The sequence below is a fragment of the Streptomyces sp. NPDC026500 genome (assembly GCF_055567635.1).
On record NZ_JBVHQB010000009.1, the window covers coordinates 235,764 to 260,423 of the forward strand.

The following is a 24,660-nucleotide window of genomic DNA, read 5'->3' on the forward strand; positions in this document are numbered from 1 at the left end:
GCGGTCACCGCGGAGGGCGGCGGCGCAACACCCTGCTCCTCGTCATCGCCGCGATCGTCGGCGTCGGCGTCATCGTCGCTGGGGCCGTGGCGGCCACGAGCGGCGGCCCGAAGGACAAGAAGTCCCCCACCGAGAGCAGCGGGCGGTCGCCGAGTCCCTCGCTGAGCCTCCCGTCCGAACTGCCGTCATTGCCCTCGGGCCTGCCCAGTGTCGTGCCGTCGCTTCCCACGGGCCTGCCCACCGGGCTGGTGCCCAGCGACCTGCAGTCGTTGTTCCCGTCCCTCGCGGACGACGAGGTGCCGTATTACATGCTCCGGAAGGGCGATTGTTTCGACACGGACGACAGTCTCCCCGGACAGGCCGCCAAGCGCCGGTGCACCCAACCGCACGACGCCGAGGTGGTGACGGTCTCCGAACTCAACGGCACCTACGCGACGGACGCGGCCCTCAAGAAGGCCGCGTCCGCGCTGTGCAAGGCTCCTCTGGAGCGAAAGGCGGCCGGCCAGGCCGCCGGCACGGTGCGCGACACCCTCGTGCAGTACCCGGACACCGGTGGCTACAAGACCGGCATCGACAAGGTCGCCTGCAGCCTGGCCGCGGGCGTCGGCAAGGGCACCCACAAGCTCACCGGGCCGCTGAAGTGAGCGACACGCGTGCGTGGCCGCTGTCCATCTTCCCCGCACGCGTGCCGAGTTCAAGGGGCTCCGGGATCAGATCCCGTGCGGCAGCCGCACGTAGGTGACCCTCGTCTCGATGCCGCTGTCCACGAGCCGGCCCTGTGCGTCGAAGGCGCCCGCCCCGTCGGTCATCCCGAAGTCGTTGTCGTTGATGAGGGCGAGAGTGCCGTGATCCACGCGCGCGACGCCCTCGATCTTGCCGGGCGCCCCCGCCACGGTGCCCAGGTCGACGACCAGACGCTTGCTCAGCACCGGAACGCCGGCCGACGCGGGGTCGTCCAACTGCTCCAGCGAGGGTGACGTGGTGTCGCTGTCCCAGGGACCGCCGAGGATGTCCGCGTCGCGCGTGAGCCGTACCGACTGCAGACGGGCCGCCTTGTCGGTGCGCTCCTCGACGAGCAGCCGGTCGCGGCCGACGGCCACCACGGAGGAGATCTTCAGCTCGGACGTGTCGTCCTCGCTCGGGTCGACCACGTTCACCGGGTCGAAGCGGTACGCGTACTCGGCGGTGACGGCGCGCTTCCCGGGCGAGAAGCGCAGCAGCCGTGTGGTGCGCGACGCGTCTCCCGCGTCCCCGTCCGGCAGCGAGAGCGGGCTCTGCAGGGCCATCACCAGGTCACCGTCGGGGAGTTGGGCAAGCCCTTCCAGACCACGGTTGGTCTTGCGGTGGAGCAGGACGGCGGGCAGCGCCTCGACGACCGGGTAGTCCGTGCCGGTCAGATTGAGACCCTTGGGCACGTAGCGCGTGAGTACCTCCCCGCGCGCGGAGACATGGACCAGCGACGGGCCGTACTCGTCCACGAGCCAGAACGAACCGTCCTTCGCCCGCACGATGCCCTCGGTGTCCAGTCCGTTCGGGTTGTACGGGACCGGGGTCTGCGCGTCGTAGGAGTACGGCGCCTCGTCGCGTCCCGCCTGGTTGGACAGCCCGGTGACCGGCTTCCCCGAGGACGTGGTGATCGGAATCGCGTCGATCACCTTCACGGTGTCACCGCACACCCGGATCTTCACGATCGCCGGGTCGAAGCCCGGGACCGGGAACGTCCGGCGCTTCTTGCCGTCAACCTTGATCTGGCCGTTCGGCCCCCGGTCGGTGACCGTCCAGTATTCGCCCTTGCGTCCGGTCGGGTAGATGTCGCTGCCGATGCCGCCGAGGTCGACACCGCGGTCGTTGTCCACCGTGCCGGGCAGCAGCGCGTTGCTGAACGCGCCGAGGGGGAGGTCTCCGAGCGTCGCGGTGTGCGTCACGTGCGGCTGCGCGGGTCCGGACGTCGCGCTCGCGGTACCGGCCACCACGAAGGCGGCCAGCACGGCGAGCGGCACGCCCAGGGCGACGGATCGGTGGACGTGGCGCCGGCCGACGGCATGCGGGGACATCAGGCCTCCTGAGGCACAAGTTCGCTGACAGCGGCCAGAGTTGGCCCCGGCGTCGAACCGTACGCGACCTGGAGGTGAACTCCCGCCGTCAACCAGTCATCGGGTCTCCCTCGGCTGAGGCCGGGGCGTTTTGCCGGGTCCGTCACCGCGGCCCGCGGGGGTCCGGCATCACGGAACACGCCCACACGGCATGCGTCCGCGGGCGCGGTCCGGTTCAGAGGTGTTTCGGCGCCGGGCCGAGCGGCCTCCGTCCTAACCCGATCGGCCCTGGTGCCAGGGCCTGCCGTCACCTGCCCCCCTGCGCGGCACGGGAGCACGATGACGGTATGACAGGTAATCAGGCAGACTCGGGCAAAGGATCATGGCACGCGAAAGGCTTCATGATCCTCACTCCGTCGCAGATCGAGGTCGCGGCCGGAGAGGAGTTCACTTCGTCCGTGACCGTGTGGCCCGCTGGGCCGCAGCACAGCGTGAGTGCATCCGCGCCCGCCGGGGCGGACCTGCGGGTGGAGGTGATCGGCCACAAGGTCGTGGTCACCGGACGCCTGCGGTACACCGGCGAGAAGCACTCTGTCCCGGTGACCGTGCGAGACGGCGCGGACGTCGCCCACGACACCCTCAGCGTGGAAGCCGTCGAAGTGCCCCACCCTCACGCCGCACCCCGCCAAGCACCTTTCGGCTCCATCTGATGTTCGTCCCGAAGCCGACCACACGGCCAGGTGACCCACGGGTCAGGCGGCGACGCCAGGTATCCGTGCCACGAGCCCGACGGGAAGCCGCCTACTGCTACGGGTGCGACGAGAGTGGCCTTGTCCTCGTCCATACCGCGTTCAACCGCTGGCGCGCGCGCACGGTCTGGAGTTGGGTAGGCCCTGTGCGGAGACTGGGCTCGCAAACCCCTACCAGCAGCCCCGTGCACTACGCGCGGGACCGGAGAGCCTCTCAGGGTTGAGTAGGGGGCACGCGTCGGGGACGTATCAGGGTCGCGGTCCGGAACCGTGGGACACGGGGACCCGTTCTCAGGACAGAGAGCGGCAGCAGCCGCGGAGGAGGCGACACATGTCGAAGAACGCGAAGATCGCCGCAGGAGGTGTGGCGGTCGGCTTGATTCTGTTGATCTGGCTGCCCTGGTGGGCCGCCTTCCTGATCGTGCTCGGAGTCCCGGCGGCCGCGTATCTGGCGCTGGACCCCTCGCAGCGGCGCAGGCTGCGCCGTGCCACCCGCAAGGAGCTCGGCCGCTGAGGCGCGACCGCCCATCCGTCGGCAGCCCCTCCGTTCACCGCGGCCGGTGAGGGCCGGAGAGACTGACACAACTGACACGGGGGGACTGATGAAGGGCCGCGTCACCGGGATTCCGTGTGACGCGGTCACTCAGCTGGGGCGGACCGCCAACTTGTCCAAGGCCTCAAGGAGGCCGGGCAGCTCCGGTCCGCGACCGACGGGCAGGACCTCGCCGGGTTCCTCGTCGAGCAGGACGAACGCGATGTCGTCGGTCCTGGCGACGAGCGACCAGCCGGGGCCGTCGGCGCGCAGGGTACGAGCGTCGCCCGTTGCGAAGGACGAGCGGACACGGCCCAGTGGGGGCGGTGTGTCCACGTACGAGCGCGCCTCGGCGAGAACGCGGCGGACGCCGGCGTGGTTCCCGCCCTCGCCGTCCTTGTCCGGAGAGTCTTCGGCGTTGTCGGGGGCCTGCCCGGCACCGTCCGAGGGCGCGAAATCACTGTCGTCGATCTGCTCGCGCCACATCGCCCACTGGAGCGCGATCTCGTCCGCGCCGAGGCGTCGCTGGGCCGGTCCCCAGGTGGCGGTGTCCGGAGGGCTGAGCGGAGGCCGGTCCGTGAGCTCCGTCGACGGATCGTGCGGAGCCGGCACCCCGGGGGCCGAGACGGCTACATCGAGGGGCCAGCCGGGCAGTGCGGCGACGACCGTCCGCTCGTCCGGAGACAGCTCGTGCTCGATTCCGCAGTCCCAGGACGCGATGGCGACGGCGACCAGGGAGACGTCGTCGATGATGACGGTCCACCGCGCGCCCTCGCCGTCCTGGCCGAGCACCAGCCCGTAGCCCTCCACGAGAGGCGCGAGGTCGAGCGTCGCGCAGGCCTCCGGGTAGTCGTCGCCGAGCACGCTGGGGAACTTCGCCGGTGTCAGCAACACCGCCGTCAGCACATACAGCGCGTCGTCGTCCCCGGTGGCGACGGCGTCTTCGTCCGTCCCGGCCATTCCAGCCTCCCGATCGCTCCATCTGTCGGCGCACCTTAAGCGACCGGAAGGCGCTTGTCACGGGTCCGAAACGCATGCGGAGCTGCAGCTATCCGGCTGGACAGGGGCGAAACGCCCGGTCGGGCCCGCCCAGGTCAGGCCGCGGGCAGTCCGAGCCGGGTACGGGCGACGGCCTGCGGCGACTCGTCCCGCTCACGGGCGAGGGCGATAACGGCCCGGCAGGCCAGCTCGTTCACCCCGAACGAAAGTGCCTCCGGCGACACCCAGGCGGCCGCCTCGTCGATCTGCTCCTGGTTGTCCTCCGCGCACGCGGACACGTACACCGCGGCCGCCTCGAAGAGGTTGTATGTGCGCTTTCTCTCCTTCCGAGCCGTCTCCGGCGGGCGCCCCTCGGGCCGTTCGGCCGTCTTCCTGCGTCCCATCGTGCGGAGTCTGCCGAATATGCCGGACATCGGGTCACCATCCCCCTGCGTGATCGCTGATCGTGCGCTTGCTGCTACTCAACGTAGAGATGGAGTCGCGGCGACAGAAGGGGGACGGCCCGGTGAAGCTCTGCCCCGTCTCAGCGGCCGGCCGAATCGAGTGAGTCGAGGATGGTCCGCAGCCAGGTCAGTTCGGCCTGGCTGGTGGCCCGCGCGATGGTGAGGATGCCGCGTCGGAAGGGGTCGTCCAGCTCCTCGGCACGCAGCGGCCGGTCGCCGTCGTAGAAGAAACTCGCGGGTTCCCCCAGGAAGGCCAGCCTGCGACGCAGTACGGCGGCCTGCGCCTCGGGGTCCTGCAGATGTCGCAGGAAGGCGAGCACCGTGAACCAGCGGTTCTCGTCCGTGATGTCCCGTGGCGCCGGGTCCGCGAGCCTGCGGCGCAGCTCGTGCTCGCCCTCCTCGGTGAGTGTGAGGACGTGACGCGGGGCGGCCACCGAGCCCGGCTGTGTGGCCCGCTCCAGCAACTGCCCGTTCTCCAGCCGCTTGATGGCGGGATACAGCGTGCTCTCCGCCACCGGCTTCACATGGCCCGTCAGGGCGGTGATGCGTTTGCGCAGCTCGTAGCCGTGCAGCGGGGCGTCGTACAGAAATCCGAGGATGGCCAGCTCCAGCATGTCCACATTCTGCCCCACCGACGTTGTACATCGCTTCTTTTATACATCGGAACCGATGTATGCTCCTGGGGCAGTGGGAACGAAGGAACGGCGACAGGGGAGTGCGCTATGCGGCAGGCCGAGTTCGACGGCAGGGGAAGCGAGATCCGCTGGACCGAGGCGGCGGGCGCTGGACCCGCGCGCGTGTACGTGCACGGTCTGGGGTCGGCCTCGACGGTCTACAACGCCCACATAGCGGCCCGGCCCGAACTGGCGGGGCGCCGCACCCTGTTCGTCGACCTGCCCGGCCACGGCATCAGCGACCGGCCCGCGGACTTCGGCTACACCTTGGAGGACCACGCCAGGGCCCTGGCGGTCGCCCTGGACGCCGCTCAGGTCACCGGGGGGGAACTCGTCGCACACAGCATGGGCGGTGCTGTCGCCATCGTGCTGGCCCATCACCGGCCCGAGCTCGTCTCGCGGCTCGTCCTCGTGGAGGCCAACCTCGACCCGTACCGTCCGGCCGCCCCGGGCGGCAGCGGCATCGCCTCCTACGAGGAGGACGACTACGTCGAGAACGGCGGTCACGCGCGCGTGCTCGAAAAGGTCGGTCCCTCCTGGGCCGCGACAATGCGCCTTGCCGACCCGCGCGCCTTGCACCGCACGGCGAAGGGGCTCAGCCAGGGCACCAGCCCGACGATGCGTCAGCTGCTCGTCGGGCTGACCGTGGAGCGTGTCTACCTCCAGGGCGAGCTCACTGGTGAACTGCCGGGAGCGGAAGGCCTGGAGGCGGCAGGGGTGCACGTCGTGACCGTGCCGGGTGCCGGACACAACATCATGTTCGACAACCCCGATGCGTTCGCGGCGGCCGTCGCCGGCACGGCCTGACGGCCGATCACCGGATCCGGCCGGCGGTCAACCCCGGCGTACGGCCAGCGCGAGGAAGCGGGCGTCCTCGTCCACGTACGAGGTCATGTCCCAGCCCGAACCGGCCAGCAGGGGCCCCAGGTTGGCCTCGGCACGAAGGTCGTCCGGAGTGATCTGTCGTCCCTGGCGGGCCGCTAGGGCCGCCCGGCCGATCGGGTGGAAGAGGGCCAGCGTGCCTCCGGGGCGTACCACCCGGGCCAACTCCCGCAGATTCTCACCCGGGTTCGGCAGATGGGCGACGAGTCCGGCCGCGAACACCGCGTCCAGCGACTCCGTACGCAGCGGCAGTCCGGTGACATCGGCCAGCAGCAGGTGCCCGTCGTGGTCGCGTCCCGCCCGAACGGCGGCCTCCAGCATGGCCGGCGTCAGATCGGCTCCGACGACCACCCCGGTGCCGCCCACGGCCGCGCGCAATGGAGGCAGGGCCCGTCCAGTGCCGCAGCCCGCGTCGAGCACGCGGTCACCCGCGCACAGCCCCATGCGTGCCACTGCGGCCGCGTACGCGGGCCCGTCGTCGGGGAACCGGCTGTCCCATTCGGCGGCGCGCGCGCCGAAGAACTCCTGGACGTGTGTGTGGTCGTCGCTCATGTGCCGCATGATCTCTCACCGACACGAAGGATGACGCGGCGCACACGTTCGAGCCTGACGCGATCGTTCAGGTGCACCTCTTCGTCACTTTGCAACAGCTTTCGAAATGCGCCCCGGTTGTGCGCCCCAGCGCGCACTAGCGTCCCTGGGTCATGGGACACATGGACCACGCCGCCTTCGGCTGGCTGACCCCCGTACTGTCGTACGCGATGGCATGCATAGGCTCCGCGCTGGGGCTGCGCTGCACGGTCCGCGCACTCGACGCCACCGGACCGTCGCGCCGCAACTGGCTCCTCGCGGCGGCCTCCGCGATCGGCACCGGCATCTGGACGATGCACTTCGTGGCGATGCTCGGATTCGGTGTCACCGGCACGGAGATCCGCTACAACGTGCCGCTGACCATCTTCAGTCTGCTGGTCGCCATGGCCGTCGTCGGCGCGGGCCTCTTCGCCGTCGGCTACGGCCGCGACCGGCACCGCGCACTCGTCCTCGGCGGGCTCACCACCGGGTTCGGCGTCGCGAGCATGCACTACCTGGGCATGGCGGCACTGCGGCTGCACGGCCAGGTGCGCTACGACCCGGCACTCGTCGGGCTCTCCGTCGTGATCGGCGTGATCGCGGCGACCGCCGCCCTGTGGGCCGCGCTCTCCATCAGGTCCCCCGTGGCGGTGGCCGTCGCCTCCCTTGTCATGGGCGGCGCGGTGAGCAGCATGCACTACACCGGAATGATGGCGGTGAGCGTACGCGTGAGCCCCTCCGGCGGTTCACTGCCCGGGGTCGCGGCGATGCAGTTCATCTTCCCCCTCGCCGTCGGTCTCGGGTCCTACCTCTTCTTGACTGCGGCGTTCGTCGCACTGTCCCCGATGTCCGGCCGGCCCGAGGCGTCCGCGCCGTCCCAGCGGCCGGTCGAGAGCGTCGCCCGCTGACAGCGGTCCGACAGCCGCCGCGGTCCGGACGGCACCCCCGAACCTCTCCGATCGAGGAGGCCATGCGTACACCCCGTAGGACCACCAAAGCCGGCACCCAGCCACCGCCGGTGCGCGGTCGGCGTGCGCACGCGGGCCCGCCGGCCGACGAGGGCACGGACATCGGCGAACCCGTCGTCGGGCCTTCGCCGGAAGCACTCGCGCGCGCGGTGCGGTGGCACATCCGGCCCCGCACCGTCCGGGCCAAGATCGTCAGCCTGCTGATGGTGCCGATCGTCTCCCTGCTCGCCCTGTGGGCCTACGCCACGGTGAGCACGGCGCAGGACGTCGCGCGGCTGCGGCAGCTGCAACGCGTGGACTCGACGGTCCGGGCCCCTGTCGACGCCGCGGTCGCCGCGCTCCAGGCCGAACGGGCGGAAGCCGTCCGCTATGCCACCGACCCCGCCACGGTGCCGCCGAGCGACTTCAAGGACCTCTCACGGCTCACCGACCGCGCCGTCGCGAAACTGCGCCTGGGGGACCACAACACAGTCGCCGACGGCGCCGACCTGCCTGCCGGAGTCGCAGGGCGGCTCACCGCCTTCGTCGCCGACGCGGAGCGACTGCGGTCGCTGCGCACTGGCGTACTGGAACGCCGCACCGGATGGGACGAGGCGTACGGGGAGTACACCAGGACCATTTCGACGGCGTTCGGTGTCGACGGAGCGCTCACCGGTATCTCCGGCGCGGGCCTGCGCTCCGACGCGCGCGTCCTGCTCGAATTCTCCCGGGCGGGGGAAGCGCTCGCCCAGGAGAACGCCGTGCTCGGCGGGGCCCGGCTCGCCGGGACCCTCGACGGCGAGCGGCTACGGCTGTTCACGGGGGCCGTCGATACCCGCCGCACCTTGACGGACGCCGCCGCGCCGGATCTCGGCGGGCCCGAACGAGCCGCCTGGAACGACCTCGTGGAGGGGAGCGCGTACGACGACGTGCGCGCCGTCGAGGACAAGGTGCTCGTCTCGCGCCCCGGCGCCAAGGCCCTCGACACCGCACCGGAGACCGTCTGGAACATCGCTCACGAGCGCGTGAGCGACGGGATGCGCACGGTCGAGGCCGACGCGGGCCGGAGCGTCGCGGACGGGAGCGACCCGCTCGGGCACTCCCTGCTCACCCCCGCCGGTGCCGCGGTCCTCTTCGGCCTCGCCGCCGTCATCGCCTCGCTGATCATCTCCGTACGCATCGGACGCGACCTCGTCGTCGAACTCGTCGGCCTGCGTGACAGCGCACTGGACATCGCCCGCCGGAAACTTCCCGAAGCCATGCGCAGACTGCGCGCGGGCGACGCGGTCGACGTGGACGACGAGGCCCCGCTGGGGCGGCCCTCGGAGGACGAGACCGGACAGGTCGCCCAGGCACTGAACACGGTGCACCGAGCCGCTCTGCGGGCCGCGATCGAGCGCGCGGAGCTGGCCGGTGGCATCTCCGGGGTCTTCGTCAATCTCGCCCGGCGCAGCCAGGTACTCGTGCACCGGCAGCTGAATCTCCTGGACGCCATGGAGCGCAGGTCCGAAGACCCGGACGAGCTGAGCGACCTGTTCCGGCTCGACCACCTCACCACACGGATGCGGCGTCACGCGGAGAGCCTGATCATCCTTTCCGGAGCCGCCCCCGGACGGGCCTGGCGAAGGCCCGTCTCGCTGACGAACGTGGTCCGGGCGGCCGTCTCCGAAGTCGAGGACTACGCGCGCGTGGAGGTACGGCAACTCCCCGAGGCGGCCGTGGTCGGCGGAGCGGTCGCCGACCTCACCCACCTTCTGGCGGAAGTCGTCGAGAACGCCGCCCAGTTCTCGCCTCCGCACACCAGAGTACGGATCACCGGCGAACCGGTCGGAAACGGCTACGTGATCGAGGTCGAGGACCGCGGGCTGGGCATGGGCAAGGAGAGGATCGCCGAGGCCAACCGGCGCATTGAGCAGTCCGAGGCGCTCGACCTGTTCGACAGCGACCGGCTCGGCCTCTTCGTGGTGAGCAGGCTCTCGGCCCGGCACGGGATCAGGGTGCACCTGCAGACCTCGCCCTACGGGGGCACCACCGCGGTCGTCCTGCTGCCCACGGCGCTGCTGCACGACGGCCCGGCGGAACGTTCCCTCCGCAAGGCCGACACGGACAGGCCGCTGGAAAGGCAGTACGCGCGCGTGTCGGCCGCTCCGGAGCACGACGCCGTCCAGGCCGCCACCGAGCGGCCCGCACTGGTCCCCCCGAGCCCGAGGGTTTCCGAAGCCCCGGCGAACGGTGCACGGGAGACCCCGCCTGCGGCGAACGGTTCGAAGGAGACCGCGCCCCCGGCGGTCGCGGCGCTCCGTCTGCACCGTCCCCAGGACGACTCCGAGGGCTCCGACGAACTTCCACGCCGTGTGCGCCAGGCGAACCTCGCCCCCCAACTGCGTGGACTGCGTTCCGAGGATCCGGTCGAGCCCCCGGTGTCCACGACGGACGACGAGCGCACACCCGAACTCGTACGGGCGCGCATGGCCGCGTACCGGGCCGGCTGGGTACGCGGCGGCGGCCGGTCACCCGACGTCGGCGCCACCCCCCGCCCCGAAGCGGGCAGAGACAGCAGCGAAGGAGACCCCGCATGATCCAGGACCCGAGCACGGGAACCGCCCAGCGGTCCGGCGAACTCGACTGGCTGCTGGACGACATGGTGGTGCGCGTGACCGAAGTACGACACGCCGTCGTGCTGTCGAACGACGGACTGGCGGTGGGCGCGTCCACCGCCCTCCGGCGCGAGGACGCCGAACATCTCGCCGCCGTCGCCTCCGGATTCCACAGTCTGGCCAAGGGAGCGGGTCGCCACTTCGGCGCGGGCGGGGTACGCCAGACGATGGTGGAGATGGACGAGGGGTTCCTGTTCGTCGCCGCGGCGGGGGACGGTTCGTGCCTCGCCGTCCTGACCGCCGTCACCGCCGACATCGGCCTCGTGGCCTACGAGATGGCGCTCCTGGTCAAGCGCGTCGGCGAACATCTCCACGCCCCGCCGCGCGTCGCGGTACAGCCGCCCGCGGCAGGATGACCGAGGACGGCCTGTGCAGATGACCGAAGACACACCGGGCTGCCCGCCACAGCCGGGCAGCCAGTGGTACGACCAGGAGGCGGGACCACTCGTCCGCCCCTACGCCATGACGGGCGGCCGAACCAAAGCCGGTCCGGCCGGGATGCACTTCGATCTGATCGCCCTGGTCACGCTCGACAGGGCCGCACCAGGAGCCGACGAGGACACCTCGCTCGGTCCGGAGCACCGCACCCTGATCGAACTGTGCCGTACCGAAACGCAGTCGGTCGCCGAACTGGCCGCGGGCGCCGATCTTCCCGTAGGTGTGGTCAGGGTGCTCCTGGGTGACCTCCTGGAACGGAGTTGTGTCACCGTGTCCCGCCCGGTGCCGCCCGCCCAACTGCCCGACGAGCGAATTCTCCGCGAGGTGATCGAGGGGCTGAGGGCGCTCTAGGCGATCCGTATCGGTCGGCGCTGCGGCTCTTCGCGTTCACCCCTGGGCACTGAATGGGTGTGTTCCGGTCGCAAGAGGCAATGTGCGGTCCAACCCTGTTCGCCGGAGCCGCAGTTGTCATGATGCTCACTTCGCGCACCCGTACAGACGTACCGATGCCGGCGGTTGTCGGCACTCCCGAGAGAAGTGATCGATGGTCTCCGAGAACTCCGATGCCCTGGGCGGCGACTCGACCGCCCTGGCATTGAAGATATTGGTCGCCGGTGGGTTCGGCGTGGGAAAGACCACCCTGGTGGGCGCGGTCAGCGAGATCCGGCCGCTGCGCACCGAGGAACTGCTGAGCGAGGCCGGTCAGTCGGTGGACGACACCGGCGGAGTGGGCCAGAAGGTCACCACGACCGTGGCCATGGACTTCGGACGCATCACCATCAGGTCCGGCCTCTCGCTCTATCTCTTCGGAACACCCGGCCAGGACCGCTTCTGGTTCCTGTGGGACGAGCTGTCGACGGGCGCTCTGGGTGCCGTCGTCCTCGCGGACACCCGCCGGCTCGAGGACTGCTTCCCCGCGGTGGACTACTTCGAGCACCGAAGCATCCCGTTCGTGGTGGCCGTCAATTGCTTCGCGGACGCTCGCGCGTACGGGGCCCAGGACGTGTCCCGCGCCCTCGACCTCGACCGGGGCACGCCGGTCGTCCTCTGCGACGCCCGTGACCGCGACTCCGGGAAGGAGGTACTGATCCGGCTCGTCGAATACGCCGGGAGGGTACACACCGCCCGGCTTCTCGACTCCGTCGGCTGAGGCCGCTCGACATCTCCGTCGGCCCCGCTCGGACCCCCGGGCACCCGCTCGCCTTCCCTCTTGCGTGACCGCCGCACCTGCTCGTCGGCCATCTTCTCTGCCATGCCACCCATCCGCCTTGCCCGGACGGCGGCGGTGGGGAAGGCTTGCTGGTCGAGTCCTCCGGCCAGGGGGGAACGACACACGGGGAGACCGGATCATGGAGCAGAACACGGGACTTGGCTGGTTGCTGGACGACCTGACCGAGCGCGTCGAGCACGTTCGGCACGCGCTGGTGCTGTCCAACGACGGGCTGGTGACGGGCGCGAGCACAGGACTCCGGCGGGAGGACGCCGAACACCTCGCCGCGGTGTCGTCGGGACTGCACAGCCTGGCCAAGGGCTCCGGCCGCCACTTCGGTGCCGGGCAAGTACGGCAGACGATGGTCGAGTTCGACGACGCGGTGCTCTTCGTCACCGCGGCCGGCGCGGGGAGTTGTCTGTCCGTCCTCAGCGGGGCGGAGGCGGACATCGGCCAGGTCGCCTATGAGATGACGTTGCTGGTGAACCGCGTCGGCGAACACCTTCGCGTGGATGCGCGGCAACCGGAAGGCAAGCCCGCTTCAGACCTCTGACCTGCCGATATGTCGTCGCGGCCGGAGTTTTCCACAGGCTCGCCGCGATGTCCGTCGAGCCGGATACGGTTTTTCCCGAGGCGAGCGCACACCGGCGCGAGCCTCCGACACCACAGGGGAGACCGTCATGTCCGGCAACACCATCACGCCGTCCGCCACCTCCTCGCTCAGTCGGGCCGCACGGGAACTGGAGCTCAGGCGCGGCGAGTTCGACCTCGCCCTGCACCTCGGCTGCGTGCGCTCGGTTCCCGACGAGGGAGGCGGGGGACGCCGGGTCGCACGCGCGGAGATCGACCGGGTGCGCGCCGAAGCCGGTTTCCCGGAGGCGCTGCGCGAGCGGGTGAAGGCCGTCGGCACTACGGAGGGCGCCGCTCTCATGGGCGTCACGAGCACCCGGTTCACCCGCCTCGCGCGCCTGGGATTGGTGGTGCCGGTCAAATTCTATTTGAACCGCTACCGGGTGGTCGTCTGGCTCTACCTCGCCGAAGAATTGCGGCAGTTCGCCACCGACAAGCAGAACGCGCCGCTGCTGAGCGGTCGGACACCCGAAGGTCTCCGCGATCAGCTCGACGAAGGCCTGGACCTCCGTCCTCGCAACTGGCGTGGCCGTCACATGGGGTTCCTGCTGAGGCAGACCGAGGATCCCTGGGCCCGGGCCGCCGTGGTGGCGTCCCTGCTCGACCCCGTCCAAGTGGCCGAGATCGTCAAGGATCCCGACGAGCGCGCCCATCTCAATCGCCTCCGGCCCGCGCCTGTTTCACAAGCCGCGCCGGACTCGCCCGGGGCCCGGATCGCCGAGCGCATCACGACGGCGGACGACCCCGACGAGATCAGCTGGCTCAGGGCTGACCTGGGTCAGAGCGTCAGCGAAGCGCGGGAGGACCGCCCCGCGCCCCGCCCGACACCGCATGCCTCAACCGTCGGGGCCCCGGGGTCGGCTCCTGCAGCGTCTGCCGGCCGGCAGGCAGGGGCTCCAATGCCGGCAGCCCGGACGTCACCAGCCAGTGCTCCGCGCGCCGCGCGAGAACGGCTCGCCGCAGTGGGCGACCCGCTCACGACGGAGTCCGCGCGGTCACGGAGGCTGCTCGGATGGCTGCGCCGCAGGAACCCGGACACGCGCCCGCCTACAGCGCCCTGAAAAGGCCCTCCTGCACGACCGAGACGAGCAGGCGTCCCTCCCGGTCGTAGATGCGTCCGCGTGCCAGACCGCGGCCGCCCGTCGCGATCGGCGACTCCTGGTCGTACAGGAACCACTCGTCCGCGCGGAACGGCCGGTGGAACCACATGGCGTGGTCCAGCGACGCCATGTCGAAACCGCGCTGACCCCACAGCGGTTCCACCGGTATTCGGACAGCGTCCAGGAGAGTCATGTCGCTCGCGTAGGTGAGAGCACAGGTGTGCACGAGCGGGTCGTCGCCCAGCGGTCCGACGGCACGCATCCACACCGCGCTGCGCGGCTCGGCGCCCTTGGTCTCCTCGGGCGTCCAGCGCAGCCGGTCCACATAGCGGATGTCGAAAGGCTGGCGTCGCGCCATGCGCTCCAGCGCTTCCGGAAGAACGCCCAGATGCTCCTCGATCTCCTGCGTCACCGTCGGCAGGGACTCGGGGTCCGGCACCTCGCGCGCCGGCGGCAACTGGTGCTCGAAGCTCCCTTCCTCGGGCTTGTGAAAGGAGGCGGTCAGATTGAAGATCGTGCGGCCCTGCTGCACAGCGGTGACGCGGCGCGTGGTGAACGATCGTCCGTCCCGCACCCGTTCGACCTGGTACACGATCGGGACGCCCGGCCGGCCCGGACGCAGGAAGTACGCGTGCAGCGAGTGCACCGGCCGGTCGCCCTCGGTGGTGCGGCCGGCGGCGACCAGCGCCTGGCCCGCCACCTGGCCGCCGAAGACCCGCTGGAGGGACTCCTGCGGACTGCGGCCCCGGAAGATGTTGACCTCGATCTGCTCCAGGTCGAGCAGGTCGACAAGCTTCTCGGCAGGGTTCGTCATCGGTGGGATTCTCCTGTGCTCACAGCTGTCCGACGTCGGTGACCTTGACGATGGCACGGCCTTCGGCGTCGGAGGCCGCGAGGTCCACCTCCGCGCTGATGCCCCAGTCGTGATCGCCGTTCGGGTCCGCGAAGGTCTGGCGGACACGCCACAGTCCGTTCTGCGGCTCCTCCACGATCGACAGCAGCTTGGGGCCACGGGCGTCGGGACCCGTACCGAGGTCCTCGTACTCGTCCCAGTACTTGTCCATCGCCTCGCCCCAGGCATCGACGTCCCAGCCGGAGTCGCCGTCCATCTCGCCGAGTTCGTCGACGTTGTCCAGAGCGGCGAGCTCGACCCTGCGGAACATCGCGTTGCGGACGAGGACACGGAAGGCGCGGGCGTTCGAGGTGACCGGCTTGACCTGGTCGGCCTTCTCCTGGGCCTCTTCGGCCGTCATCACCTCGGGGTTGGCGAGCTGTTCCCACTCGTCGAGGAGGCTGGAGTCGACCTGTCGCACCATCTCGCCCAGCCAGGCGATCAGGTCCTCCAGGTCCTCGGACTTGAGGTCGTCCGGGACGGTGTGCTCAAGGGCCTTGTAGGCACTGGCCAAGTAGCGCAGGACGATGCCCTCGGTGCGGGCGAGCTCGTAGAAGGAGACGAACTCCGTGAAGGACATCGCCCGTTCGTACATGTCGCGGATGACGGACTTCGGCGACAGCGGGTGGTCACCGACCCACGGATGGCTCTTGCGGTAGGTGTTGTACGCGTGGAAGAGCAGCTCCTCCAGCGGCTTGGGGTACGACACGTCCTGGAGCCGCTCCATGCGCTCCTCGTACTCGACACCATCGGACTTCATCGCGGCCACGGCCTCGCCACGGGCCTTGTTCTGCTGGGCGGCGAGGATCTGCCGCGGCTCGTCCAGCGTGGACTCCACGACGGACACCATGTCCAGGGCGTACGAGGGGGAGTCGGGGTCCAGCAGCTCGAAAGCGGCGAGCGCGAACGTCGACAGGGGCTGGTTGAGCGCGAAGTCCTGCTGGAGATCGACGGTGAGCCGCACGATGCGGCCGGTCGGGTCGGGCTCGTCGAGCTTCTCCACGATGCCGCCGTCGAGAAGCGAGCGGTAGATCGCGATGGCTCGCCGGATGTGCCGCAACTGCTGCTTGCGCGGCTCGTGGTTGTCCTCCAGCAGATGCCGCATCGCGTCGAAGGCGTTGCCGGGCCGGGCGATCACCGAGAGCAGCATGGTGTGCGTCACGCGGAAGCGCGAGTTCAGCGGCTCGGGATCGGAGGTGATGAGCTTTTCGAAGGTGTTCTCCGTCCAGCCGACGAAGCCCTCCGGAGCTTTCTTGCGCACCACCTTGCGGCGCTTCTTCGGGTCGTCGCCCGCCTTGGCGAGCGACTTCTCGTTCTCGATGACGTGCTCCGGCGCCTGAGCGACGACGTAGCCCGCCGTGTCGAACCCCGCGCGCCCGGCGCGGCCGGCGATCTGGTGGAACTCGCGGGCGCGCAGGGTGCGTACCCGCGTCCCGTCGTACTTCGTCAGCGCGGTGAACAGCACGGTGCGGATGGGGACGTTGACGCCGACACCGAGGGTGTCCGTGCCGCAGATGACCTTCAGAAGACCGGCCTGCGCCAGTTTCTCCACCAGCCGTCGGTACTTGGGCAGCATGCCGGCGTGGTGCACACCGATCCCATGGCGTACGTAACGGGAGAGGTTGCTGCCGAACTTGGTGGTGAACCGGAAGTTGCCGATCAGCTCGGCGATCCGGTCCTTCTCCTCACGCGTGCACATGTTGATGCTCATCAGCGCCTGCGCCCGCTCCACGGCCTGTGCCTGGGTGAAGTGCACGATGTAGACGGGGGCCTGCTTGGTGGCGAGCAGCTCGGTGAGCGTCTCCGTCAGCGGAGTGAGCACGTACTCGTAGGACAGCGGGACGGGCCGGGTCGCCGAGCGGACGACCGCGGTGGGGCGGCCGGTGCGTCGAGTGAGGTCCTTCTCGAACATCGAGACGTCGCCGAGTGTCGCCGACATCAGGATGAACTGCGCCTGGGGAAGTTCCAGGATCGGGATCTGCCAGGCCCAGCCCCGGTCTCCCTCGGCGTAGAAGTGGAACTCGTCCATGACGACCTGACCGACATCGGCGTGCTTGCCGTCCCGCAGCGCGATCGACGCCAGGACCTCGGCGGTGCAGCAGATCACCGGAGCGTCGGCGTTCACGGAGGCGTCGCCGGTGAGCATGCCGACGTTCTCGGTGCCGAACATCTTGCACAGCTCGAAGAACTTCTCCGAGACGAGCGCCTTGATCGGCGCCGTGTAGAAAGTGACCTCGTCCCGGGCGAGCGCGGCGAAGTGCGCACCCGCGGCGATCATGCTCTTGCCCGAGCCGGTGGGCGTCGAGACGATCACGTTCGCACCCGAGACCACCTCGATCAGCGCCTCCTCCTGATGGGGGTAGAGCGTGAGACCGCGTTCTCCGGCCCACGACTCGAAGGCTTCGTAGAGGGCGTCGGGATCTGCGGTCTGCGGCAGCTGATCGATAAGGGTCACGCCCCCATCTTGCCTGTCGATACACGTGATGGGGGAATCGGATGCTCGGGGAAAGATCACGACCGCTACGCTGTGGCGCCGGCGTCGCGTCAGCGTGCACGGACAACTGGACAGCGGTACAAGAGGAATGGGGCGGGGAACGGCCATGATGGGACCAGCACACTCACTGTCGGGGGCTGCGGCCTGGCTGGGCGTCGGAGCGGCCGCAGCCGCGGCGGGCCACACGATGCCCTGGCCGGTCCTGCTCGTCGGCGCCCTGATCTGCGCCGGAGCCGCTCTGGCCCCGGACCTGGACCACAAGGCCGCCACCATCTCGAACGCCTTCGGACCGGTGTCACGAAGGCTGTGCGAGATCGTCGACAAACTCTCCTACGCCGCCTACAAGGGGACCAGGAAGCCGGGCGACCCCCGGCGCAACGGCGGTCACCGCACGCTGACCCACACCTGGCTGTGGGCGGTGATGATCGGATCGGGCACGGCGGTGCTGGCGATCACCTGCGGCCGCTGGGCGGTCCTGGCCATCCTCTTCGTGCACATGGTGCTCGCCATCGAGGGGCTGCTGTGGCGGGCCGCCCGCGGTTCGAGCAGCGACGTCCTGGTCTGGCTGCTCGCCGCGACGAGCTCGTGGATCCTCGCGCAGACCCTGGACAAGCCGGGCAACGGCGCGAACTGGCTGTTCACGGCGCCGGGCCAGGAGTACCTGTGGCTCGGCCTGCCGATCGTCCTCGGCGCCCTGGTGCACGACATCGGGGACGCCCTGACGGTGTCGGGCTGCCCGATCCTGTGGCCCATCCCGGTCGGCCGCAAGCGCTGGTACCCGATAGGCCCGCCCAAGGTGATGCGCTTCCGCGCGGGCAGTTGGGTCGAGCTCAAGGTGCTGACGCCGGTGTTCATGCTGCTGGGCGCCGTGGGCTGCGCGGCGGCCCTGAACTTCATCTGAGTCCGTCTCCTCCTGAGCCGGACCGACGCTCGGCCCCTCCCGGGCCCCGCCGGCGCCCGGTGCCTCCCCGGCCGCCCCGGCGCTCGGCTTCGGCGGTCTCGCCGGCCGGTACCGGGGGGGCTCGTGCCCTCAGTGGCGGTGTGCGGTTGCGGGAGCGACGGTCCGCCCGGGTGTCCGGCTCGGGCGGTGGGACGTCCATCACTCAGGGGATGGCGTCCGTCCCGCTCAGCCGTTGTCCGCTGCGCCGGACCCCGGCTCCCCGCCTCCGAACCGTCGCTCGAACTGGGCGATGCGGCCCTCCGAGTCCACCGTGCGGGCCTTGCCCGTGTAGAAGGGGTGGCTCTCCGAGGAGATCTCGACATCCACGACCGGGTAGGTCTCGCCGTCGTCCCAATCGATGGTCCGGTCGCTCGTCGCGGTCGAGCGTGTGAGGAAGGCGTAGCCGGCGGTGCGGTCGCGGAAGACCACGGGGTGGTAGTCGGGCTGCTTGTCCTGCTGCATGGGAGCTCCTTGGGGCAGGCGCGGGACGGGGACGGGTGTCGGTCAGCCGGACACGGCGTCCTCGTCGACGATGTGCATCGCGGCTTCCTCCGCCGAGGCCGCGGCGCCGTCGATGCCGATGTCCGTGGCGATGAGCCCGCTCTCCTCGTCCTCGTGCGCGCCTTCGTTCGGGGCCACCAGACGGCCGGAGCGGAGGGCACCCACCTCGTTGTCGAGGGGCTCTCCGTCGGTGCCCTGGCAGTCGCCGATGCCGTCTCCGTCGGGTTCGGCGATGTCGGGCAGCTCCTCGGCGAGGCGCTGGTCCAGGGTCTCGCCCGCCCGGCGTTCCGAGGCGGTCACCCCGCGGTGCTCCACCGCCCACGGCCGCTCCGGCGGGGACCAGCCACGGTCCAGAGGGTCAGTGACTCCGTCGGTGACGAGTGTGTCCTCTGCGTCGAGCAGCCCCGCGTCGTCCTGTACCTCGGATCCGTCGGGCTGGTAGACGTCGTCTCCCCATCCGTCGGCGCTGTCCACGGGTACCTCCAGGGGGTGCGGACGGGACCGGAGCCGCCGTACTCGACGACGGGCGCGCGGGCCCGAGGACACAGGCGTCGCCCCGCGCGAACCGGGTGGTTCCCGGGAGTCCCCCGAGCGGGTGCCCACGTCCAGACTTCCACCCCCCTTCGGCACCGCGCAACGCCACAGGGGCCGACCAGCAGCGTCACGAGGGCCGACGTCCGGCCCGGCCGGCCTCTTGCGGGGTGTGCCGAGGGCGGGCGCGCCGCCGCTCCGGGCGAGGAGCGGTACCGCACCGGCCGAGTCCACCGACGGGGCCGGTCACCGTCGGCCCACGCCGCTGAGCTGCGGGAGGACACCGGCGCTCTACACCGAGCGGACGGTTCCCCGGCCCGCCGTCAGGGCCGGACCGACCCGGCCCGCAGGCCCCATGGCCTGGACGCCCCGGCCGGCACCCCGCTCATGCGCGGCGGCCGGGTGGCCCCGCTGTGTACCCGGCTCATGTGCGGCGGCCGGGTGGCCCCGGCCGGCACCCGGTTCACCCCCGGCGGTCAGGCGGCCCCGCTCCGCACCCGGTTCACCCTCGGCGGCCAGGTGCCCCCGCTCCGCACCCGGTTCACCGGCGGCGGCCGGGTGGCCCCGCTCGGCACCCGGCTCGTGCGCGGCGGCCGGGTGGCCCCGGCCGGCATCCGGCTCGCGCGGGGCGGGCGGTGGCCTCGGCAGGGCGCTCCGCTCACCCGTGCCAGGACCTCCACAGCGCCGCGTACGCGCCGTCCGCCGTCACCAGTTGCTCGTGGCTGCCGAGCTCGCTGATGCGGCCGTTCTCGACGACGGCGATGACGTCCGCGTCATGGGCCGTGTGGAGGCGGTGCGCGATGGCGACGACGGTTCGACCGTCCAGGACGCGGGCCAGCGAGCGTTCCAGATGGCGGGCCGCCCGCGGATCCAGGAGCGAGGTCGCCTCGTCCAGGACCAGCGTGTGCGGGTCGGCCAGCACCAGCCGGGCCAGCGCGATCTGCTGGGCCTGGGCCGGAGTGAGCGCGAACCCGCCCGAGCCGACCTCGGTGTCCAGACCGTCGTCCAGCGCCCGCGCCCAGCCGTCCGCGTCGACCGCGCCGAGAGCGGCCCACAGCTGGGCGTCGACGGATTCGGCACCTTCGGCCGCGGCCTGTGTCCCGGCCGGATTCTCCTCGTCGGTGCGCTGCCGGGAGCGGGGGACGGCGAGCAGCAGGTTGTCGCGCAGGGAGCCCACGAAGACGTGGTGCTCCTGGTTGACCAGGGCCACGTGCGAGCGGACCTCCTCCGCGGGCATCCGGGACAGTTCGGCGCCGCCGAGCGTGATCCGGCCGTCCCGGGGCGCGTAGATCCCGGCGAGCAGCCTGCCCAGGGTGGACTTGCCCGCGCCGGACGGGCCGACCAGGGCGAGCCGGGTGCCGGGCGCGACCGCCAGGGAGACCTCCCGCAGCACGTCCACGCCCGCGCGGTAGCCGAAGTGGACCCGGTCCGCGTGGACATCGCGTCCGTCCGGCGCCACGGCCGGGTCGCCCGCGTCCGGCTCGATGTCCCGGACGCCGACCAGCCGTGCCAGCGAGACCTGGGCGACCTGCAGCTCGTCGTACCAGCGCAGGACAAGACCCACCGGGTCGACGAGCATCTGCGCGATCAGCGCACCCGTCGTCAGCTGGCCCACCCCGATCCAGCCCTGGAGGGCGAAGAACCCGCCGATCATCAGGACCGAGCAGAGCACGGTCACATGCGTGACGTTGACGACCGGGAAGAGAACCGAGCGCAGCCAGAGCGTGTACCGCTCCCACGCCGTCCATTCCTGGACCCGGCGGTCCGACAGCTCGATGCGGCGCCGGCCCAGGCGGTGGGCCTCGACGGTGCGCCCGGCATCGACCGTCTCGGCGAGGACGGCGGCGACGGCGGCGTATCCGGCCGCCTCGGAGCGGTAGGCGGACGGCGCGCGCTTGAAGTACCAGCGGCAGCCCACCACCAGCACGGGAACGGCGACCAGCACGGCGGGGGCGAGCGCCGGGGCGGTCACGGTGAGTCCGCCGAGCAGCAGTGCCGCCCACACCACACCGATGGCCAGCTGCGGCACGGCCTCGCGCATCGCGTTGGCGAGCCGGTCGATGTCGGTGGTGATGCGGGACAGCAGGTCGCCCGTCCCGGCCCGTTCCAGGACGCCGGGCGGCAGTCCGACCGACCGTACGAGGAAGTCCTCGCGCAGATCGGCCAGCATCCGCTCGCCGAGCATGGCACCGCGCAGCCGCACCTGCCGTACGAACACGGCCTGGACGACGAGCGCGACGACGAAGAAGGTGGCGGTGGCCTCCAGATGGAGATCGCGGGCGTGGTCCGAGACGCGTTCGACGACCGAGCCCAGCAGATAGGGCCCGGCCATCGAGGCCACGACGGCCACGGTGTTGACGGCGACCAGGAGCAGGAAGGCCTTGCGGTGCCGTTGGAACAGTTCGGTCACGTAGGCGCGTACGGTCGCGGGCGCGCCGACGGGCAGTGTGTTCGCCGTCGTCGGGGCGGCCGGGTCGTACGCCGGTGGCGCCACGCCGATCATGCGGTCTCCTCGATTTCTTCCAGTACGCCGTCCAGAACGGCCTCGTCGTCCACGGTCACGCCGCCGAGAGCGGTCCGTTCCGCGGCTTCGACGGCGGCCTCTTCCTCGGTCTCGCGGGTCACCACGGCCCGGTAGCGCGGTTCGCTGTGCACCAGTTCGCGGTGCACGCCGACCGCGACGACCTCGCCCTCGTGGACCAGGACGACCCGGTCCGCGTGGTCCAGGAGCAGCGGTGAGGACGTGAAGATCACGGTCGTGCGCCCGGAGCGCAGGGAGCGCACTCCGTCGGCGATCCGGGCCTCGGTGTGCGAGTCGACCGCGGACGTCGGCTCGTCCAGGACGAGTACCTCCGGGTCCGTGATCAGGGACCGGGCCAGCGCGAGCCGCTGGCGCTGGCCGCCGGAAAGGGAGCGCCCGCGTTCCGTGATGCGGGCGTCCATCGGATCCTCGGCGTCCAGCGAGCCCTGGGTGAGCGCGTCCAGCACGTCGCCGCACTGCGCGGCGGACAGGGCTGCCTTGGCGCTCACGAGACCCGACGCGGGCACGTCGAGCAGCTCGCGCAGGGAGCCGGAGAGCAGTACCGGGTCCTTGTCCTGGACGAGGACGGCGGTACGGGCGCTCTCCAGGGGCAGTTCGTCCAGCGGTACGCCCCCGAGGACCACCGAGTTGCTTGTCGGCACGCCCCCGACGAGCACTTCCTCGCCCTGCTCGCGGGCATGTCCGCCGAGCCGCTCGGCCAGCAGCCCTGCCGCGTCCGGGTCGCCGCACACCACGGCGGTGAGCCGGCCCGCGGGAGCGAGCAGCCCGGTCGCGGGGTCGTACAGATCGCCGCTCGGGATGTCCGCGGCGAGCGATCCGGTGCTGTCCATGGCCCGTTCCAGGGACAGCACCCGGGCGGCTCGCGTGGCCGACGGACGCGAGAAGGAATAGGCCATGGCAATCTCTTCGAAATGCCGCAAAGGGTACGCAAGCAGCATGACGGCGCTGTACACGGTGACCAGCTCGCCGACCGTGATCCGGCCGTCCCGGGCCAGCTGCACACCGCGCCAGACGACAGCGATCATCAGCAGACCGGGCAGCAGCACCTGGATCGCCGAGATCAGCGACCACATACGGGCGCTGCGCACGGCGGCCCGGCGGACCTCCTGGGAGGCGCGGCGATAGCGGTCGAGGAAGAGTTCCTCGCCCCCGATGCCGCGCAGCACCCGCAGACCCGCGACGGTGTCGGAGGCCAGTTCGGTGGCGCGGCCCGCCTTCTCCCGCTGGAAGTCGGCGCGCCGGGTGGCGCGGGGCAGCAGCGGCAGCACGGCCACCGCCAGCACGGGCACGCCCACGGCGACGATCACCCCCAGCGCCGGCTGGTAGACGACCAGGGCCACGCAGACCAGGACCACCGTCACGGCGGCCGCCGTGAAGCGGGACATGCCCTCCACGAACCAGCCGATCTTCTCGACATCGCCGGTGGAGACCGCGACCACCTCGCCCGCGGCGACGCGCCGGGTCAGCGCGGAGCCCAGCAGCGCGGTTCTGCGGGCCAGCAGTTGCTGGACCCGTGCGGCCGCGGTGATCCAGTTGGTGACCGCGGTGCGGTGCAGCATGGTGTCGCCCAGGGCGATGCACACGCCGCACAGCACCATCAGCGCGCCGGTCAGGGCGAGTCGGGTGCCGGAGTGGTCGACGACGGCCTGGACGGCCAGACCGACGCAGAACGGCAGTGCGGAAACGGCCAGGAAGTGCAGCAGCCCCCAAGCCAGGGACTTGAACTGTCCGCCGAGCTGATTTCGCCCGAGCCACCACAGGAATCGGGAACCTGAGCGCGCGTCGGCCACACCGGGGTCGGGATACGGAAGGTCTTGGATCTGCATGACGTCCCAGTGGCTCGTGTCAGGGGGTGGAGGGAGCCGCGGATTTCGGCAACCGTCCGGCCGCGGGGGGCCGGTAGCAAACCGTGAAAGGTTCGCGTCGCAGCGTGGTCGAAAGCAAACGATTTTCCGCCCCGGGGCAAGGAATCGGCCCGGAGCGAGGGCGGCTGGCCGGGATCCGGGGGCGGAGCGATTCGCCCGACACGTGATGCGAGGATGGACGGCATGCGAAAGAACGGTGCGATGCGAACGGGCCTCGCCGCCATGGTCTGCGGGGCCGTCGCCGTCACCCTCTCGGCCTGCGGTGGCCCGGAGGGCGGAAGCGGGAGCGGCACGAAGGGACACGCGGGAGCCGGTGGCGCGGGCGCCCGGACGAGCGCGCCCGCGGTCGACCCGAAACGCATCCCCGATGTGGGTGACCGGCTTCAGCACCGGATCCCGTCCGATTCACGCCAGGTCCTGGCGGTCTACGGCGAGGGCAAGGACTCCGCGAACTCCACGGCCGTGCTGTACACGAAGTCCGGCACGACCTGGGAGAAGACCCGTAGCTGGGCCGCGCACAACGGGAAGAAGGGCTGGACGACCGACCACCACGAGGACGACAAGCGGAGCCCCGTGGGAGTGTTCACGCTCAGCGACGCCGGTGGAGTGCTCGACGACCCGGGCGCCCGGCTCCCGTACACACAGTCGCAGGGCTTCCAGGCACCGCACTACTGGGCGAAGTCGCACTGGCACGACTTCGACTACGTCATCGCCATCGACTACAACCGCCTCAAGGGCAATCCGCCGGACGACCCGACCCGCCCGTGGGGCGACGACAAGGGCGGCGGCATCTGGCTGCACATGGACCACGGCGGTGGCACGTCGGCATGCGTGAGCCTGTCCAAGCCCGCCATGGAGTACCTGTTGCGCGCACTCGACCCGGATGAGCACCCCGTCGTGGTGATGGGCGACAAGGCGGACCTGAAGGCCTAGGGCCCGGGGGTCCTGGCCGGAAACCGGCGGCGGCGCGAGGCTGGACACCCGGCGGTCCGGACGCACTGCCGGCCCCGTTACCCGCGAGCCCGGCCGTC

Annotated in this window: 24 protein-coding genes; 13 read left to right on the forward strand and 11 right to left on the reverse strand. The window is 70.9% G+C overall.

Annotation, left to right across the window (positions count from 1 at the left end; genetic code table 11):
• The first annotated feature begins 86 nt into the window (after nt 1–86).
• Complete coding sequence (locus ACZ4N5_RS18855; protein ID WP_467758179.1) at nt 87–644, forward strand: hypothetical protein; 558 nt, start codon at nt 87–89, stop codon at nt 642–644.
• 66 nt (nt 645–710) lie between these two features.
• Here the strand turns inward: ACZ4N5_RS18855 and ACZ4N5_RS18860 are convergent, their stop codons facing one another.
• Complete coding sequence (locus tag ACZ4N5_RS18860) at nt 711–2,054, reverse strand: esterase-like activity of phytase family protein (RefSeq protein ID WP_467758180.1); 1,344 nt, start codon at nt 2,052–2,054, stop codon at nt 711–713.
• Nucleotides 2,055–2,380: 326 nt separating this feature from the next.
• Between ACZ4N5_RS18860 and ACZ4N5_RS18865 the strand changes: the two genes are divergently transcribed.
• Both ACZ4N5_RS18865 and ACZ4N5_RS18870 read left to right on the forward strand, forming a co-directional pair.
• Nucleotides 2,381–2,743 (forward strand): hypothetical protein, encoded by a 363-nt coding sequence (locus ACZ4N5_RS18865; RefSeq protein WP_467758181.1) that lies wholly within the window; start codon nt 2,381–2,383, stop codon nt 2,741–2,743.
• Between the two features lie 370 nt (nt 2,744–3,113).
• Nucleotides 3,114–3,296 carry a hypothetical protein gene (locus tag ACZ4N5_RS18870; RefSeq protein ID WP_261703155.1) on the forward strand — a complete coding sequence of 61 codons (183 nt, stop codon included), beginning with the start codon at nt 3,114–3,116 and terminating at the stop codon, nt 3,294–3,296.
• A gap of 129 nt (nt 3,297–3,425) precedes the next feature.
• Here the strand turns inward: ACZ4N5_RS18870 and ACZ4N5_RS18875 are convergent, their stop codons facing one another.
• The 3 genes from ACZ4N5_RS18875 to ACZ4N5_RS18885 form a co-directional block, all read right to left on the reverse strand.
• The gene (locus ACZ4N5_RS18875; RefSeq protein ID WP_467758182.1) at nt 3,426–4,274 is read right to left on the reverse strand and encodes a hypothetical protein; all 849 of its coding nucleotides are present in this window, start codon (nt 4,272–4,274) and stop codon (nt 3,426–3,428) included.
• A 134-nt stretch (nt 4,275–4,408) separates the two neighbouring features.
• Nucleotides 4,409–4,696, reverse strand: coding sequence for a hypothetical protein (locus tag ACZ4N5_RS18880; protein ID WP_467758183.1), 288 nt, complete (start codon nt 4,694–4,696; stop codon nt 4,409–4,411).
• A 140-nt stretch (nt 4,697–4,836) separates the two neighbouring features.
• On the reverse strand, nt 4,837–5,370 hold the full coding sequence (locus ACZ4N5_RS18885) for a PadR family transcriptional regulator (protein ID WP_467758184.1): 534 nt from the start codon (nt 5,368–5,370) through the stop codon (nt 4,837–4,839).
• 108 nt (nt 5,371–5,478) lie between these two features.
• Here ACZ4N5_RS18885 and ACZ4N5_RS18890 point away from each other — a divergent pair, with 108 nt between their 5' ends.
• Nucleotides 5,479–6,237, forward strand: coding sequence for an alpha/beta fold hydrolase (locus tag ACZ4N5_RS18890; RefSeq protein ID WP_467758185.1), 759 nt, complete (start codon nt 5,479–5,481; stop codon nt 6,235–6,237).
• A gap of 27 nt (nt 6,238–6,264) precedes the next feature.
• Here the strand turns inward: ACZ4N5_RS18890 and ACZ4N5_RS18895 are convergent, their stop codons facing one another.
• Entirely contained in the window at nt 6,265–6,873 is a 609-nt protein-coding gene (locus ACZ4N5_RS18895) for a class I SAM-dependent methyltransferase (protein WP_467758186.1), read from the reverse strand.
• A gap of 143 nt (nt 6,874–7,016) precedes the next feature.
• Here ACZ4N5_RS18895 and ACZ4N5_RS18900 point away from each other — a divergent pair, with 143 nt between their 5' ends.
• From ACZ4N5_RS18900 to ACZ4N5_RS18930, 7 genes are all read left to right on the forward strand, one after another.
• The gene (locus tag ACZ4N5_RS18900; protein WP_467758187.1) at nt 7,017–7,790 is read left to right on the forward strand and encodes an MHYT domain-containing protein; all 774 of its coding nucleotides are present in this window, start codon (nt 7,017–7,019) and stop codon (nt 7,788–7,790) included.
• A 62-nt stretch (nt 7,791–7,852) separates the two neighbouring features.
• Nucleotides 7,853–10,408: a sensor histidine kinase gene (locus ACZ4N5_RS18905; RefSeq protein WP_467758188.1), complete on the forward strand. Its 2,556-nt coding sequence runs from the start codon at nt 7,853–7,855 to the stop codon at nt 10,406–10,408.
• Nucleotides 10,405–10,842 carry a roadblock/LC7 domain-containing protein gene (locus ACZ4N5_RS18910; RefSeq protein ID WP_467758189.1) on the forward strand — a complete coding sequence of 146 codons (438 nt, stop codon included), beginning with the start codon at nt 10,405–10,407 and terminating at the stop codon, nt 10,840–10,842. The genes ACZ4N5_RS18905 and ACZ4N5_RS18910 overlap by 4 nt, the downstream gene beginning before the upstream one ends.
• A 19-nt stretch (nt 10,843–10,861) precedes the next feature.
• The gene (locus ACZ4N5_RS18915; protein WP_467758190.1) at nt 10,862–11,275 is read left to right on the forward strand and encodes a DUF742 domain-containing protein; all 414 of its coding nucleotides are present in this window, start codon (nt 10,862–10,864) and stop codon (nt 11,273–11,275) included.
• 193 nt (nt 11,276–11,468) lie between these two features.
• The gene (locus ACZ4N5_RS18920) at nt 11,469–12,074 is read left to right on the forward strand and encodes a GTP-binding protein (RefSeq protein WP_467758191.1); all 606 of its coding nucleotides are present in this window, start codon (nt 11,469–11,471) and stop codon (nt 12,072–12,074) included.
• 199 nt (nt 12,075–12,273) lie between these two features.
• Nucleotides 12,274–12,687, forward strand: a complete 414-nt coding sequence (locus tag ACZ4N5_RS18925) for a roadblock/LC7 domain-containing protein (protein ID WP_261703143.1) — start codon at nt 12,274–12,276, stop codon at nt 12,685–12,687.
• A gap of 127 nt (nt 12,688–12,814) precedes the next feature.
• On the forward strand, nt 12,815–13,825 hold the full coding sequence (locus ACZ4N5_RS18930; protein WP_467758192.1) for a DUF6397 family protein: 1,011 nt from the start codon (nt 12,815–12,817) through the stop codon (nt 13,823–13,825).
• On the opposite strand, the gene ACZ4N5_RS18935 is transcribed toward ACZ4N5_RS18930, so the two are convergent.
• Both ACZ4N5_RS18935 and ACZ4N5_RS18940 read right to left on the reverse strand, forming a co-directional pair.
• Nucleotides 13,812–14,678: an acyl-CoA thioesterase gene (locus ACZ4N5_RS18935; RefSeq protein WP_261703141.1), complete on the reverse strand. Its 867-nt coding sequence runs from the start codon at nt 14,676–14,678 to the stop codon at nt 13,812–13,814. The genes ACZ4N5_RS18930 and ACZ4N5_RS18935 overlap by 14 nt on opposite strands.
• A gap of 19 nt (nt 14,679–14,697) precedes the next feature.
• On the reverse strand, nt 14,698–17,211 hold the full coding sequence (locus tag ACZ4N5_RS18940; RefSeq protein ID WP_467758193.1) for a DEAD/DEAH box helicase: 2,514 nt from the start codon (nt 17,209–17,211) through the stop codon (nt 14,698–14,700).
• Between the two features lie 145 nt (nt 17,212–17,356).
• Here ACZ4N5_RS18940 and ACZ4N5_RS18945 point away from each other — a divergent pair, with 145 nt between their 5' ends.
• On the forward strand, nt 17,357–18,151 hold the full coding sequence (locus tag ACZ4N5_RS18945) for a metal-dependent hydrolase (protein WP_467758194.1): 795 nt from the start codon (nt 17,357–17,359) through the stop codon (nt 18,149–18,151).
• Between the two features lie 225 nt (nt 18,152–18,376).
• Here the strand turns inward: ACZ4N5_RS18945 and ACZ4N5_RS18950 are convergent, their stop codons facing one another.
• From ACZ4N5_RS18950 to ACZ4N5_RS18965, 4 genes are all read right to left on the reverse strand, one after another.
• Nucleotides 18,377–18,652: a type B 50S ribosomal protein L31 gene (locus tag ACZ4N5_RS18950; protein WP_467758195.1), complete on the reverse strand. Its 276-nt coding sequence runs from the start codon at nt 18,650–18,652 to the stop codon at nt 18,377–18,379.
• A 42-nt stretch (nt 18,653–18,694) separates the two neighbouring features.
• Complete coding sequence (locus tag ACZ4N5_RS18955) at nt 18,695–19,165, reverse strand: DUF5709 domain-containing protein (RefSeq protein WP_467758196.1); 471 nt, start codon at nt 19,163–19,165, stop codon at nt 18,695–18,697.
• 715 nt (nt 19,166–19,880) lie between these two features.
• A complete protein-coding gene (locus ACZ4N5_RS18960; protein WP_467758197.1) occupies nt 19,881–21,725 on the reverse strand; it encodes an ABC transporter ATP-binding protein in 1,845 nt (614 codons plus the stop codon).
• Nucleotides 21,722–23,590 carry an ABC transporter transmembrane domain-containing protein gene (locus ACZ4N5_RS18965; protein ID WP_467758198.1) on the reverse strand — a complete coding sequence of 623 codons (1,869 nt, stop codon included), beginning with the start codon at nt 23,588–23,590 and terminating at the stop codon, nt 21,722–21,724. Before ACZ4N5_RS18965 ends, ACZ4N5_RS18960 begins: the two co-directional genes overlap by 4 nt.
• Before the next feature lie 222 nt (nt 23,591–23,812).
• Between ACZ4N5_RS18965 and ACZ4N5_RS18970 the strand changes: the two genes are divergently transcribed.
• Nucleotides 23,813–24,562 (forward strand): L,D-transpeptidase family protein, encoded by a 750-nt coding sequence (locus ACZ4N5_RS18970; RefSeq protein WP_467758199.1) that lies wholly within the window; start codon nt 23,813–23,815, stop codon nt 24,560–24,562.
• Nucleotides 24,563–24,660 lie beyond the last annotated feature (98 nt).

Excerpts from the sequence above, each read along its gene's own strand:
- ACZ4N5_RS18860 (WP_467758180.1), bottom strand. The coding sequence starts at position 2,054 with ATGTCCCCGCATGCCGTCGGCCGGCGCCACGTCCACCGATCCGTCGCC.
- ACZ4N5_RS18865 (WP_467758181.1), top strand. The coding sequence starts at position 2,381 with ATGACAGGTAATCAGGCAGACTCGGGCAAAGGATCATGGCACGCGAAA.
- ACZ4N5_RS18870 (WP_261703155.1), top strand. The coding sequence starts at position 3,114 with ATGTCGAAGAACGCGAAGATCGCCGCAGGAGGTGTGGCGGTCGGCTTG.
- ACZ4N5_RS18875 (WP_467758182.1), bottom strand. The coding sequence starts at position 4,274 with ATGGCCGGGACGGACGAAGACGCCGTCGCCACCGGGGACGACGACGCG.
- ACZ4N5_RS18880 (WP_467758183.1), bottom strand. The coding sequence starts at position 4,696 with ATGGGACGCAGGAAGACGGCCGAACGGCCCGAGGGGCGCCCGCCGGAG.
- ACZ4N5_RS18885 (WP_467758184.1), bottom strand. The coding sequence starts at position 5,370 with ATGCTGGAGCTGGCCATCCTCGGATTTCTGTACGACGCCCCGCTGCAC.
- ACZ4N5_RS18890 (WP_467758185.1), top strand. The coding sequence starts at position 5,479 with ATGCGGCAGGCCGAGTTCGACGGCAGGGGAAGCGAGATCCGCTGGACC.
- ACZ4N5_RS18895 (WP_467758186.1), bottom strand. The coding sequence starts at position 6,873 with ATGCGGCACATGAGCGACGACCACACACACGTCCAGGAGTTCTTCGGC.
- ACZ4N5_RS18900 (WP_467758187.1), top strand. The coding sequence starts at position 7,017 with ATGGGACACATGGACCACGCCGCCTTCGGCTGGCTGACCCCCGTACTG.
- ACZ4N5_RS18905 (WP_467758188.1), top strand. The coding sequence starts at position 7,853 with ATGCGTACACCCCGTAGGACCACCAAAGCCGGCACCCAGCCACCGCCG.
- ACZ4N5_RS18910 (WP_467758189.1), top strand. The coding sequence starts at position 10,405 with ATGATCCAGGACCCGAGCACGGGAACCGCCCAGCGGTCCGGCGAACTC.
- ACZ4N5_RS18915 (WP_467758190.1), top strand. The coding sequence starts at position 10,862 with ATGACCGAAGACACACCGGGCTGCCCGCCACAGCCGGGCAGCCAGTGG.
- ACZ4N5_RS18920 (WP_467758191.1), top strand. The coding sequence starts at position 11,469 with ATGGTCTCCGAGAACTCCGATGCCCTGGGCGGCGACTCGACCGCCCTG.
- ACZ4N5_RS18925 (WP_261703143.1), top strand. The coding sequence starts at position 12,274 with ATGGAGCAGAACACGGGACTTGGCTGGTTGCTGGACGACCTGACCGAG.
- ACZ4N5_RS18930 (WP_467758192.1), top strand. The coding sequence starts at position 12,815 with ATGTCCGGCAACACCATCACGCCGTCCGCCACCTCCTCGCTCAGTCGG.
- ACZ4N5_RS18935 (WP_261703141.1), bottom strand. The coding sequence starts at position 14,678 with ATGACGAACCCTGCCGAGAAGCTTGTCGACCTGCTCGACCTGGAGCAG.
- ACZ4N5_RS18945 (WP_467758194.1), top strand. The coding sequence starts at position 17,357 with ATGATGGGACCAGCACACTCACTGTCGGGGGCTGCGGCCTGGCTGGGC.
- ACZ4N5_RS18950 (WP_467758195.1), bottom strand. The coding sequence starts at position 18,652 with ATGCAGCAGGACAAGCAGCCCGACTACCACCCCGTGGTCTTCCGCGAC.
- ACZ4N5_RS18960 (WP_467758197.1), bottom strand. The coding sequence starts at position 21,725 with ATGATCGGCGTGGCGCCACCGGCGTACGACCCGGCCGCCCCGACGACG.
- ACZ4N5_RS18965 (WP_467758198.1), bottom strand. The coding sequence starts at position 23,590 with ATGCAGATCCAAGACCTTCCGTATCCCGACCCCGGTGTGGCCGACGCG.
- ACZ4N5_RS18970 (WP_467758199.1), top strand. The coding sequence starts at position 23,813 with ATGCGAAAGAACGGTGCGATGCGAACGGGCCTCGCCGCCATGGTCTGC.